The following is an 11,777-nucleotide window of genomic DNA, read 5'->3' on the forward strand; positions in this document are numbered from 1 at the left end:
ATGCCCGCCAACACCTCAAATGAGGAGGAAAGCATGAGCACGGTCAAGGAAGCAGTGGACGTCGAGGTTCCCGTCCACACCGCCTACAACCAGTGGACTCAGTTCGAGGAGTTCCCGAAGTTCATGGAGGGCGTCGAGGAGGTCAGGCAGCTCGACGAGCGGCACAACCACTGGACCACCAAGATCGGTGGCGTGAAGCGCGAGTTCGACACCGAGATCGTCGACCAGCTGGCGGACGACCGGATCACCTGGCGGTCCGTCGGCGGCGACACCCACCAGCGCGGATCCGTGCGGTTCGAGCGCATCGACGAGACGCACACCCGGGTGGAGCTCACGATGGAGGTCGAGCCCACCGGCATGGTCGAGAAGGGCGCGGACGCGCTCGGCATGATCGACCGACGCGTCAAGGGCGACCTGCACCGCTTCAAGGACTACGTCGAGGAGCGCGGCGGAGAGACGGGCGCCTGGCGAGGCCGCATCAAGCCCGGCGACCCCGGCGCCGGCGCGACCGCGACACCTCCCACCGCGACACCCGGTGTCCCCGGAGCGACGGGTATGCCCACCACGCCCGGCACCCCCGGAACGCCGGGCAGCACCGGAACGTCCAGGATCCCCGGCACCCCCGGCGTCCCCGGATCCGGTACCCGTGGCACCCCGGGCGCACCCGGCCCGGGCGGTCCGCTCATCTGACCAGGGAGTCCGGCCAGGGAGCCCGGCATCCGGCGCGCTCGCCCTTCCACGCAACCGGCGTGGAGGGGCGAGCGCGTGCGTCTACCGGCGTGGGCCCAAGGGAACCTCGCCGCGCAGGCCGGTGGCGCCCTCGCGCCAGGCGCCGAGGAGCGTGTCCGCGAGGCGGTCCTCAAGGTGGACCGTCGCCCGGATCCCGAACACCACGTCGGCGTCCAGCTGCGGTTCGCCCTCCAGCAGGCCGCCGACGACGTCGTGCCGCACGACCTGCTCGTGCACCGCGTCGGCCGTCACGTGCTCGGTGTAGAACCGCTCGGCCGCCGGGCCGGCGCCCACCCGGCGCATCGCCTCGGCGAGACGGCGCGAGGCCGGTGACGAGGTCACCTCGACGGTGGCGAAGTGGCCGACGAGCGCCGCGCGCAGCGCGCGGTGCAGCCCGAACAGGGACATCAGGTTGACGGTGGCGAGCATCTCGGCCGGTGCCGCGTCGACGTAGTGGCCGTACGTGGTGTCCAGCCCCAGGTCCGCCATGAGGTCGGCGAACAACTGCGCGTGGATCTCGTCGGCGCGGCCACCGCCGAACTCGTCGAACTCCACGGCGACCATGGCCGCCTTGGCCCGCCCGTGGAGCCGGGGGATGACCCAGGCGTGCGGGTCCGCTTCCTTGAGGTGGTAGAGGGAGCGCACCGCCGCGTACGCGCGCACGTGGTCGAGGGTGCCCTCGTCCCGGAGGAAGTAGGAGACCCCGCTGCCGTCGTCGCCGACGGGTTCGATCTGGAGTTCGTCCAGTGCCTGTTCGGCGGTCTCCGCGCCGTCGACGGGCAGGTCCGTGCGCAGCGCGCTCAGGAAGCGGTCCTCGATCTCACCGCGGCAGGCCAGCAGGACGCTGTCCCACTCCAGGTTGTCCGGGACGCCCTCGAAGCCCTGGTAGTGCAGCTCGTAGAGGACGTACAGGGTGAGTTGGAGGTCGTCGCCGTACGGGGAGCAGCTCTCGGGAGGCGGCACGGGAATCGGGGCGTTCCCGGGGTCCGAACCTCGCAGGCGCGCCGTCACCGCGGCGGAGAGCGGGCCGCGCGGCTCGGGCAGCGGCGGGGGCAGGAGCCGGAACTGCTGCCGGGAGAGGCCGGAGGAAGGGCGGGAGACGCCGGAGGGGACGGTGGAGGAGACGGAGGAGACGGAGGAGACGGAGGAGACGGAGGAGACGGAGGGGGAGGTGGGGGAGGTGGCGCCGGTCATGAGGTGTCGCCCCCGTCCCTCTCCCCGGCTTCCGGTTTGCGGCGGCGACGGTGGCTGGTGTCGCACCAGGGGAAGTCGCGGCTGCGACGGCAGGTGCAGAGCGCCACGGTGAAGCGGTCGGAGACGGCCACCTCGCCGTCCTCGCCCACCACCTCGACCGGGCCCTCGACGAGCAGGGGGCCGTCGCGCTGGACGCGGACACGGCGGGGTCGTTCAGATGTGTTCGGCACGGATCACCACCAGCTCCTCCGTCGTTCCCTCGGGGTCGGTCAGTCCCTGGTCCCGCAGCCAGGTGAGCCGGGAACGCAGTACGCGGCCGTAGGGCAGCCTGGCCCGGCCGGTGACCTCCGCGCGCAGCCCGGCCCGCTCCAGGCGGGTCAGCGTCGTGTCGACGCCGCACAGGTGCGAGTGGACCATCAGCAGGGTCCCCTTCGGCCGCAGGACCGTCGGCGCGCTGTCGCAGATACGGTCGATCAGCAGCCGCCCGTCCCTTCCGGCGTCCCAGGCCCTGGCGGGGCCCCGGGGCGGCGCGGTGTCCGGGGCGGGCACGTACGGCGGGTTGCTGATCACCAGGTCGAAGCGGCGGCCGGGCACGGCTTCGGCCAGGTCGCCGTGGCGCACCCGGAGGGTCTGGCCGTTCAGCAGGGCGTTCAGCCGGGCGGTGGCGAGCGCCCGCCAGGAGATGTCGACGGCGGTGACCCGCCCGCCGAGCCGGGCCGCCTCGACGGCGAGCAGGCCGCTTCCGGTGCCGAGGTCCAGTACGTCCGTCCGCTCCGTGACGACCTCGCGGCGGATCGCCTGCCGCATGAGCCGGGTGTCGGTCTGGGGCGCGTACACGCCCGGGGGCACCCAGTAGCGGAGTCGGGGGGTGGTGGTGAGGGGTTCGGCTTCGACGGTCATGGGGCCCTCTCAGTCCGTGTGGGGGAGGGCTCGGGGGGACTTCTTGAGGGTGCAGTTGCTGACAGGTGCTCGCACGATCGCTCCGACATCGGGGACAGTCGGCCCACGAGTACCCACTGGCCGCAGACGTAACGGGCGACGGGCATGCCGTCGGCTCCCGCCACCGGTCCCGGGACGAGCCGGAGCTGGTGCCCCGGGCATGACCTGTCGGCCGTCTCGGCTTCACCGGGACTTCACCGCATCCCCCACCTGGAGTATCGTCCTGGCGGTCCTCCTGTGCTTTCGCTGTGGCGGGCGGACAGCGGGACACGGGGCACAGCGGGGGACAGTGGGGGAGAGTTCTGAGGCCGGAACCAGGAGCGTGCTCCGTCCATCTTCATCTGTCGGGAGCCTCTGACGGACAAGAGTCCGGCACATCGAATGGGAAGTCATAAATGCCGCCACGAGTGTTCTCGCGAATAAACACCCTCTGGCTCGTGGCGGGTGTGGCGGCGCTCGGGTTCCTGGTCGCGCTGGAGATCGCCGCGCGTCACTACGGCCTGCCGGGGCCGGTCACCAACCAGTTGCAGGAAGTCGTGTATCCCCCCAAGTCGGGGCCGCTGCTGTACGCGAGCATGGCGCTGATGATGGTGGTGCTCACCTGGCGGCAACGGTTCGTCGCCGTCGGTGTCGCGATCGGTGTCGACGCCGTCTTCCTGCTGGTGCGGTGGGCGGCCGGCGCCGAGGTGTCCGGGAGCCACTGCTTCGGCAACGGCGCGCTGTGGGTGATGCTGGGCTGTGCGGTCATCGCCGTCACCCGCCGGACCGGCCAGGAGCGGATGCTGTTGCTGAAGGGCGTGGGGCTCGGTCTGCTGCTGGTGGCCGGGCGCAAGGCGGGCGACACCTGGCTGCTGATCACGTCGAAGACCCGCCCGACGGTGCTCGACCAGTACGTGGCGACCGCCGACCACGCGCTCGGCGACCCGTCCTGGCTGGCGGGCCGGATCGTCAGGGCCACGGGCCCGATCGGCACCCACCTCCTCGACTGGGTCTACATCCAGCTCGCGGTGGCCGCGGTCTGCGTCGCGCTGTACCAGCTGCGCAACGTGGCGGCCGAAGGCCGTTTCCCCGGCCACCACGTGGTGCGTACGTTCCTGGCGATCGGCCTCCTCGGCCCGGCCGTCTACATGGTCTTCCCCGTCGTGGGACCGGTCTTCGCCTACGGCCCCGGCGCCTTCGGCACGGGCGGCGGCCACTGGGCGGTGGCCAACCTGTGGCCGGACGTACCGCTGCCGGTCGGCACCCCGAAACCCATGGCGTACGACGGGATCACGCCCCGCAACTGCATGCCGAGCCTGCACACCGCCTGGGCCACCGTGATCTTCGTCCACTCCCGCAAGGGCCCACGGTTCCTGCGCTACGCGGGCACGTTCTGGCTGGTCGCCACGGTCTCCGCGACGCTGGGCTTCGGCTACCACTACGGCGCGGATCTCCTGGCCGGTGTGGTGTTCGCGCTCACGGTGGAGGCGGCTCTGCGCTCGCTCGACCGAGGCTGGGACCGGTCGGCGACCAGGCTGGTCGCCCACGGCACGACGGTGTTCGTCGCGCTTCTGGTGTCGTACCGCTATCTGCCGACGCGGATGGCCGACCTGCCGTGGGTGTTCGGGCCCCTTCTCGTCCTGGCGATGCTCTCGGTGATCGACGGCTACATACGGACCACCAGGAAGTGGGACCCGAAGCCCGCGTCGGCCTGGCAGCCGGAACGGCGACTCGAACTGGTCTGAAGGCCGCTCTGAGGGCGGGTCGCCTCCCGTGTCCCGGACCGCTTCTACCAACAGACGATCCAGCCGTCCAGGGGGCTTCCTCCCGGCTTTCGGCTCGGGCCGGCCCCAGCTCGGAAGCACCAGCCTGCCGGAGTGATCACGCGGCGAATCGTGCCTAGCGTGATGTCACATGCCGACCTTGTTACCGACCTCCCACTCCGGCAGGCGCGCGGGCCTCGCGGCCCTGCTGGCGGCCACCGTTCTCGTCACCGGAACCTCCGTCGCGACCGCGCTGACCCTCGCCGCGTCGCCCGCCGCCGCGCAACCCGTCCGGACGGCGGCAGCTGACCCCCTGGCCCGCTTCCACCACCAGAACCTCGCCTGGAAGAGCTGCCTGCTCGGACCCGACGACACGACCGGCAAGGAACTGGAACAGGCGGGCGCCCGCTGCGCCGACGTCACCGTCCCGCTGAACTACGACGACCCGGGCGGCCGTACGATCACCGTCGCGATCTCGCGTATCCGGGGCACCGACACCGCCCACCGCGTCGGCGCGCTGCTGCTCAACGGGGGTGGCCCGGGCGGGCAGACCCTCGGCGACCCGCCCTGGGTGCGCACGTCGATGAAGCAGGTCGCCGAACGCTACGACGTGGTGGGCGTGGACCCCCGTTTCGTCGGCCGCAGCACACCGCTGGACTGTCACTGGCCCACCGGTTCCTTCATCCGGGGGGCGGGGACCGACCGCGCCGACTTCGGCCGCTCGGCGGCGTTCGCCGGGGAACTCGCCCGCCGCTGCCGGACGAACGAAGGTGATGTCCTGCCCTACGTCACCACCCGTAACACCGCGCGCGACATGGACGTGATCCGGGCGGCGCTCGGCGAGCGCCGGATCTCCTATCTCGGTTACTCGTACGGCAGTTACCTCGGCCAGGTGTACGCCACGATGTTCCCCGGCCGCACCGACAGGGTCGTCCTCGACGGCGTCATCGCCCCCGACCGCTACGGCCCCCGGCTGCTGCGCGGCTCGGAACGGGCCAACCGGCACGCCCTGGAGGGCTGGGCGGCCTGGGCCGCCGACCGGAACACCACGTACGGTCTGGGCGGCACAAGGAGCGCGGTCCTGGCGGCGGTCGACCGTGTCCAGGCCGCCGCCGGACGTAAGCCGCTGTCGATCGGCGGCCTGCGGGTGGACGCGAGCCTGCTGCCCGTCGTCGTCCTCAACGGTCTCTCGCAGGACAACGACGCCGCCTACGGCGCCTTCGCCGAGGCGGTGCGGGATCTGCGGCGCGCCGCCGCCGGCCGACCGGTGACCCCGTCACCCTGGCTGGCCGACGCGCTCGGCTTCCTCCTGACCGGCTCCGACTCCTCGTACGGCAGCGTCCAGACGGCGATCCTGTGCGGCGACGTGGCAGCGCCGCGCGACCCGCAGACGTACTGGCGTGATGTGCGGCGCGCCCGTACGAAGGACGCGTTGTTCGGACCCGTCACGAACAACATCGGGCCCTGCGCGTTCTGGGACGCGCCGCGTGAACGTCCGACCACGATCCGCGGTGACCTGCCCGCCCTGCTCGTCAACGCGACCGGCGACCCGCGCACCACGTACGAGAGCGCGAAGACCGTGCGCGGCAACTGGCCCTCCGCCCGGCTGGTCACCCTGCGGGGCGCGGACCAGCACGCCGTGTACGGCGTCTTCGGCAACTCCTGCGTCGACACGACGGTCAACACCTACCTCGCGACCGGCCGTCTGCCGTCGGCCGACGTCACCTGCGAGAGGTCTTCCGGATGACGACCCGGGGGTTTGGCGGGGCGCGGCGATGAGGTGATCGCCGGGCCCCGCGGTCACCGGAGGGGCCGCCGCCTGGCGCGCCGGGTCACCCGCGCCCCGAAGAAGATCAGGTCGGCGGCGAAGATCACGATGCCGATGGCCAGGAGGTACCCCAGGCCCGAGGCCGTCACCCCGATGATTCCCAGGATGACGGCCACCAGGATCAGCAGCAGGAAGAGCGCCATCACGCCGACCACCTCCTCAGTGCCGTGTGCGTGTGGGTGTGCGTGCGTTCAGCGGCGGGCGAGCTGACGTTCGCCTCCCGCTCCCGGCTGGTACGTCATGCCGTAGTGCTGGAAGATCTCCGCCTCCTGCTCGGCGGGGAGTACGTCGTCCGTCCCGATCGACGGGGCGTTGCGTACCTCCGCCTTGGAGTAGGACACCTTGACGTAGCCCGGTCCGAGGACCACGTCGTCGAGGGGTACGAAGACCAGCCGGTGGCGGGTGGGCAGCCCGGTCCGGACGGTGGCCATGGCGGGTTCGTCGGTGGCCGTGTCCACGTAGACGGCTTCGAGGATGCCGATCCTGCGCTGCTTCGTGTCGATCACGTCGTGGTTGCGCCACTCGCGGATGTCGGCTGAACGGATCATGCCCTGCTCCCTGTCTGCGTGCCCCGGCGGGTGGTGCGACGGCCCCGACGCGGACCGGCCGGATGCCGGGGTACCGGTGTACCGAGTGCCCTCGGGGCCCGAGGGCATGCACGCGCCGGGACGGCCGTCGCGGCTTTCCGGCGACCGGATGGGCCGGACAGGTGCTAGCCGCTCACCACATTGAAGGCCTGGTAGATCTTCGGTTCCGTTTCGGGGATTCCGGCTTCCCGCAGGAGAGGGGCGAGTTTCTCCCCGAACTGCCGGAACGCGTCCTCGGACTCCCAGACGTCCGTCACGAACCAGCCGGTCGGGCTGGGGCCGGTGGCGTGGGAGATCAGTCCCGGCACGGGCCAGTCCGAGGCCTTCTCGAGAGGGCGCCCCCCGGTCATCCGGTTGGTGACCTGTTCGTACTGGGCCTGAGTCGTGCCCGGGAAGTCGAACGTGATGATGATCGGCATGGCGAGAACCGCTCTCGATCGATGGCAGTGCCTGCTGTTCGGAGTCCACCAGCACGGGCGGCGGGCTGCCAGTGGAGCAGGCCGTCCGCATGAATCCCGACGCTGACTGATGCCCGTACAACCGTTCGCGTCGGCGGGAGTCTGACAAGGCGCGGCATGAGCCGGCGCCCGTTCCTGACGGTGACCGTCACTCATCGCCGCCGCACTGACCGGGATGACACATGGGGGTGGAACGCTTGAGACGCACGACTCCGCGTACGGCGCGAAGAAGGGGACGGTCGAAGGCCGGGGCGGTCTCGGGTGCCGCCGTTCTGGCGATGACGGCCGGGCTGCTGCAGTTCGCGTCGGGGCCGGCCGTCGCGGCGGACGGCGAGGACATGCCGACCGTCACGCTGACCGGCACGCACCGGACGGCGCCGCGACAGGCGTTCATGACCGCTGCCGACGACTCCGGGTATCTGTCCATACCGGACACGTACAGTTCCGAGACCCCTGCGAGGTGGGTCGGCCGCGACGGCTCGACCAGGGATTTCCCGAGCCGTGAACGTCCGCTCGCGTACAACGGCGGCCTCGGGCTGGAAAGGGCCGAGGGGACGCCGAACGTGGTACAGATCCGGCGCTACTCCACCGGCGTGGCGACGCGGTTCTACCTGAACGCCGGTGACGGGGTCAGCGGTGCCTTCGCCGAGAACCGAGTGCTGGTCAACCGCAAGGTCGACGGGAAGTGGACGCTCCACCTGCTGGAGATGCCGGTGGGCGGCGGGAAGCCGGTCGACCGGCTGGTGAGCGGCGGGGTGGACGGCCTCGGCGGGTACGCCCTCGCCGGCGTGGCCGACAGGCGGGGGGCCGCGTTCTCGTACAGGTCCGACACCGACCACGACGGCGACATCGACAACCAGGACGGCTGGCTCACCGCGCTGCTCGACTTCGACACCGCCGCGATGACGCTCGTGCCGACCGACGACTTCGGCGTCCTGAACGAGGGCCACCTGGCCGATGACAAGGTGCTCTTCCAGGGGGTCGACAAGGACTTCCGAAACCCGCGCCTGTACGTCGTCGACCGCGAGCATCCGGCGACGCCCGCACGTCCGATCGACGTTCCGGAATCCGTCCTCGACAAGGCCCGCGTGATCGGCGACTGGGTGCTCTACCCCGACACCGGCAAGAAGGCGATCCTCGCGGTGCCGGTGACCGGTGGTCCGGCGCGGACGCTGCTGGCCGCCTCGACCGGCGACTTCGTGGACGGCGACGACGGCGCTCTCTCCATCGAGGGCGGCACGGACGCCGACCACTGGGCGGTCCAGCACATCGCCCTGGGCCCGGACGGAGCTCCGGCCGTCGAGCCGGTGTCACCGCTGCCCGCGGTCTCGGTGTACGAGGTCGGGGGCGTCGCGGTCGACCAGGGGCGGGTGCTGCTCGGCACCGAGCGCGTGGACGGGACCGGCCCGCCGACCGACACCGATCTCACCGCCTCCGCGCTCTCCCTGTCGGCCGACGGCACGCTGACGGCCGCACCGCCGGAGAACCTCGGCGACCTCGGGTACGAGGTGCCGGATCCCGACGGCCTCGACGGCCCCGACGCGACCATCCACGTCGCGTGCTACAAGGAGTGCCTGCGGCTCACCGGCACAGGTGAGAGCCAGGTCACCCACCCCGACGGGGTGACAGCGGTCGAGGCGGCGTCCGGCTCGTACAGGGTGGTCCGCGTGGGCGACACCACACAGGTGCGGGACGGGAACAAGGTGCTGGCCACCGGCTCCTGGCCGGCCACCGCCCTGTGGGGGAGCACCCTGTGGACGGCCAGGTACAGCGGGAGCTCGACCGTGTTCGACAGGTTCTCGCTGCCTTCGATGCGGAAGCTGGACACCGTGACGTCCGACCTGCCCTGCAAGGTGACCGAGCTGCAGGTGGTGGGTCAGTACGTGTACTGGTCCTGCGGTCCGAACGGGCGGGCGGGGGTGTACGACCAGGAGAAGCAGTGGGTGCAGGACGTGCCGCGAGGCTACGGACAGCTGGGCGACGGTTATCTGGTCACCCAGGACGACGAGTCGGACAAGCTGCTGGTCACCTACTTGCTGAGCGCGGTCCCCGCCGGCCGGGCCGGGACCGAGGAACTGGGCCCGCTGCCGTCCCCGCCGCTCGCTCCCGCCGATCTGCGTGGCCGGTTCTGGAACGTGGACCGGTTCGGCGGCCCGGTCGCCTATCAGACGGCGTCCGGTGATGTGACGGTGAAGTGGCCGCAGGTGACCACCTCCCCGTTCGCGGCGACCGACGCGACCGTCCCGGCCTCCGTGGACCTGCGCCAGGGCGGCGGCTTCGCGGGCACCTGGCACCTGAACAGGCCCGCCGCGAGCTGGAAACTGACCGTCACCGCCCCGGGTGGCGCCGTCGTACGGACCGTCACCGGTGGTCCGGCGCTCGGGAAGCTCACCGCGACCTGGGACGGACGTACCGAGAACGGGACGCTGGTCGGTACCGGTACCTACCGGGTGAAGCTGACCGCCCGGGCCGCGAACGGCACGGCGACGACGGAAACGGTGCTCTACGACAAGCAGGTCCCCGTACGGTCGCTGGAGCGTCATGACTTCGGCCGGGACGGTATTGGTGACCTGGTCACCTTCGACAGCGCGGGTCGGCTGGCCATCCAGCCCGGTACGGGGCGCGGCACGATCGACACCGCGCACAAGGCGTTGGCGGGTGGCTGGCCCACCTCGTCGACGTTCGTGCCGTTCGGTGACCTGAGCGGGGACGCGTGCAACGACCTCCTGGTCCGGGACTCCGCCGGGCGGCTGAGCCGGTACGACGGCAGCTGCGGCAAGGCGTTCACGCCGACGGGTCCGCACCGTCTGCTGGGCACCGGTTTCGGCGCGTACGACGTGCTGACGTCCCCCGGTGACCTGACCGGTGACGGTCGCGCCGACCTGGTCGCCCGTGACAGGGCGGGCGTGCTGTGGCGCTACTCCGCCGACGGCAAGGGCGGCCTGGAGGCACCGGTGAAGCTGGTCGCGGGCCAGGGCGGCTACACCCGCCTGGTCGGCGCGGGTGACCTGAACGCCGACGGTGTCGGCGACATGGTCGGCCTGGACCGTGCGGGTGTGCTGTGGCGGTGGTTCGGCAACGGCAAGGGTGCCTTCGGTGCCCGGGTCCGTATCGCGGGCGGGATCAGCGTCACCGCCCTTGCCGTACCCGGTGACCTGACCGGTGACGGCCGTCCCGACCTGGTGGGCCGGGACAGTGCGGGCGCCCTGTGGCGCTGGAACGGCACGGGCGCCGCGACCTTCGGTGCGAAGACCCGCATCGCCACCGGCTGGAACGCCTACACCGGCCTGTACTGACCGACCTCGACCAACAACCATCTGACGACCACGAGGCCCGGCCGCGACTTCCGCGACCGGGCCCCGAGGTTGTCAGGTGTAGAGGGACAGTTGGGCTCAGCGCACCGGGAAGCCGAAGACGTAACCCTGCTCCTTGAGCCGGGGGAGGACCTGGCGCAGGGCCTCGACGGTCTGGGAGCGGTCGCCGCCCGCGTCGTGGAAGAGGAGCGTCGGCCCGTTGGGCAGTTCCCGCTCGACGGTGGCGACGATGGCGTCCGTGCCCGGCCGCTCGAAGTCCTTGGTGTCGACGTTCCAGCCGAGCGGGCGCATGCCCCGGGAAGCGGCGAGCTTGCGGCTGTAGGGGGTGAACGCGCCGCCGGGCGCGCGGTAGTACATCGGGCGTACGCCCCCGGACGCCTCGGTGATCATGCGTTCGGCGTCGAGGATCTGCTGCGACTGATAGGCCTCGGACTTCTTGTCCATGGTGGTGTCGTGCGACACCGAGTGGTCGCACAGCCGGTGCCCGGCCGCGACGACCTTCTTCACGAGGTCGGGGTGGGCCTCCGCCTGCGTCCCCACCATGCAGAAGGTGGCCTTCACGCCGAACTCCCGCAGCACGTCGAGTACTTGGGGGGTCCACTCGGGGTCGGGGCCGTCGTCGATGGTGATGTTGACGCCGCGCGCCCCCTTGTCGGAGGCGTGCACGATGGTCACCGCGACCGGCTTGACGGGACTGGCCGGCTTGGCCGCTGTGGTGGTCTTCGGCGTCGAACCGCCCACGGCACCGGCCTGCGCGGTCCACATCGAGGCACCCGTGGCGAGCAACGTCACCCCGAGCGCGGCGCCGAGTACCTTGGTGTACCAGCCTCGCCCGCCACTGTGCCGTGCCATGTCCGCCCCGCTTTCCCGCAGTTCCACGCCGATCGTCGGTCACCTCGCGACCACCTGACATGACGAGGAAAAGCGGCCGGAGGATGCGTCCGTTACCGATCAAGGACAATTCCGGTGTGGTTCGCGGACAACCG

The 11,777-nt window shown here is 71.3% G+C and carries 10 protein-coding genes and 1 pseudogene; 4 read left to right on the forward strand and 7 right to left on the reverse strand.

Annotated elements, in window-relative coordinates:
• Positions 1-33 precede the first annotated feature (33 nt).
• Positions 34-498 (forward strand): annotated as a pseudogene (locus PV734_RS36610) (SRPBCC family protein); the annotation flags it as partial.
• Between the two features lie 273 nt (positions 499-771).
• Here the strand turns inward: PV734_RS36610 and PV734_RS36615 are convergent.
• The 3 genes from PV734_RS36615 to PV734_RS36625 are packed head-to-tail and all read right to left on the reverse strand — an operon-like array spanning position 772 to position 2,823.
• The gene (locus PV734_RS36615; protein ID WP_319293731.1) at positions 772-1,923 is read right to left on the reverse strand and encodes an iron-containing redox enzyme family protein; all 1,152 of its coding nucleotides are present in this window, start codon (positions 1,921-1,923) and stop codon (positions 772-774) included.
• Positions 1,920-2,153: a CDGSH iron-sulfur domain-containing protein gene (locus tag PV734_RS36620; protein ID WP_319293733.1), complete on the reverse strand. Its 234-nt coding sequence runs from the start codon at positions 2,151-2,153 to the stop codon at positions 1,920-1,922. The genes PV734_RS36615 and PV734_RS36620 overlap by 4 nt, the downstream gene beginning before the upstream one ends.
• Positions 2,137-2,823: a HemK2/MTQ2 family protein methyltransferase gene (locus tag PV734_RS36625; RefSeq protein WP_319092951.1), complete on the reverse strand. Its 687-nt coding sequence runs from the start codon at positions 2,821-2,823 to the stop codon at positions 2,137-2,139. Before PV734_RS36625 ends, PV734_RS36620 begins: the two co-directional genes overlap by 17 nt.
• Before the next feature lie 434 nt (positions 2,824-3,257).
• Here PV734_RS36625 and PV734_RS36630 point away from each other — a divergent pair, with 434 nt between their 5' ends.
• Both PV734_RS36630 and PV734_RS36635 read left to right on the forward strand, forming a co-directional pair.
• Positions 3,258-4,586: a phosphatase PAP2 family protein gene (locus tag PV734_RS36630; RefSeq protein ID WP_319092950.1), complete on the forward strand. Its 1,329-nt coding sequence runs from the start codon at positions 3,258-3,260 to the stop codon at positions 4,584-4,586.
• 169 nt (positions 4,587-4,755) lie between these two features.
• A complete protein-coding gene (locus PV734_RS36635) occupies positions 4,756-6,351 on the forward strand; it encodes an alpha/beta hydrolase (RefSeq protein ID WP_319293735.1) in 1,596 nt (531 codons plus the stop codon).
• A 53-nt stretch (positions 6,352-6,404) separates the two neighbouring features.
• Here the strand turns inward: PV734_RS36635 and PV734_RS36640 are convergent, their stop codons facing one another.
• The 3 genes from PV734_RS36640 to PV734_RS36650 all read right to left on the reverse strand — a co-directional run bounded on the left by PV734_RS36640 (position 6,405) and on the right by PV734_RS36650 (position 7,438).
• Positions 6,405-6,578: a hypothetical protein gene (locus PV734_RS36640; RefSeq protein ID WP_319093067.1), complete on the reverse strand. Its 174-nt coding sequence runs from the start codon at positions 6,576-6,578 to the stop codon at positions 6,405-6,407.
• A gap of 45 nt (positions 6,579-6,623) precedes the next feature.
• Positions 6,624-6,980, reverse strand: coding sequence for a PRC-barrel domain-containing protein (locus PV734_RS36645; protein ID WP_319092948.1), 357 nt, complete (start codon positions 6,978-6,980; stop codon positions 6,624-6,626).
• Positions 6,981-7,144: 164 nt separating this feature from the next.
• Positions 7,145-7,438 (reverse strand): hypothetical protein, encoded by a 294-nt coding sequence (locus PV734_RS36650; RefSeq protein WP_319092947.1) that lies wholly within the window; start codon positions 7,436-7,438, stop codon positions 7,145-7,147.
• Positions 7,439-7,674: 236 nt separating this feature from the next.
• On the opposite strand from PV734_RS36650, the gene PV734_RS36655 reads away from it, so the two are divergent.
• A complete protein-coding gene (locus PV734_RS36655; protein WP_319293737.1) occupies positions 7,675-10,773 on the forward strand; it encodes an FG-GAP-like repeat-containing protein in 3,099 nt (1,032 codons plus the stop codon).
• Positions 10,774-10,869: 96 nt separating this feature from the next.
• Here the strand turns inward: PV734_RS36655 and PV734_RS36660 are convergent, their stop codons facing one another.
• Positions 10,870-11,643, reverse strand: a complete 774-nt coding sequence (locus tag PV734_RS36660; protein ID WP_319092945.1) for a polysaccharide deacetylase family protein — start codon at positions 11,641-11,643, stop codon at positions 10,870-10,872.
• Positions 11,644-11,777 lie beyond the last annotated feature (134 nt).

This window comes from Streptomyces sp. AK08-02 (genome assembly GCF_033795085.1).
Taxonomy (GTDB): Bacteria; Actinomycetota; Actinomycetes; order Streptomycetales; family Streptomycetaceae; genus Streptomyces; species Streptomyces echiniscabiei.

What these genes read in the sequence shown, in the direction of transcription:
- PV734_RS36660 (WP_319092945.1), bottom strand. Translation starts at nt 11,643, where the DNA reads ATGGCACGGCACAGTGGCGGGCGAGGCTGGTACACCAAGGTACTCGGC.
- PV734_RS36625 (WP_319092951.1), bottom strand. Translation starts at nt 2,823, where the DNA reads ATGACCGTCGAAGCCGAACCCCTCACCACCACCCCCCGACTCCGCTAC.
- PV734_RS36630 (WP_319092950.1), top strand. Translation starts at nt 3,258, where the DNA reads ATGCCGCCACGAGTGTTCTCGCGAATAAACACCCTCTGGCTCGTGGCG.
- PV734_RS36635 (WP_319293735.1), top strand. Translation starts at nt 4,756, where the DNA reads ATGCCGACCTTGTTACCGACCTCCCACTCCGGCAGGCGCGCGGGCCTC.
- PV734_RS36645 (WP_319092948.1), bottom strand. Translation starts at nt 6,980, where the DNA reads ATGATCCGTTCAGCCGACATCCGCGAGTGGCGCAACCACGACGTGATC.
- PV734_RS36615 (WP_319293731.1), bottom strand. Translation starts at nt 1,923, where the DNA reads ATGACCGGCGCCACCTCCCCCACCTCCCCCTCCGTCTCCTCCGTCTCC.
- PV734_RS36650 (WP_319092947.1), bottom strand. Translation starts at nt 7,438, where the DNA reads ATGCCGATCATCATCACGTTCGACTTCCCGGGCACGACTCAGGCCCAG.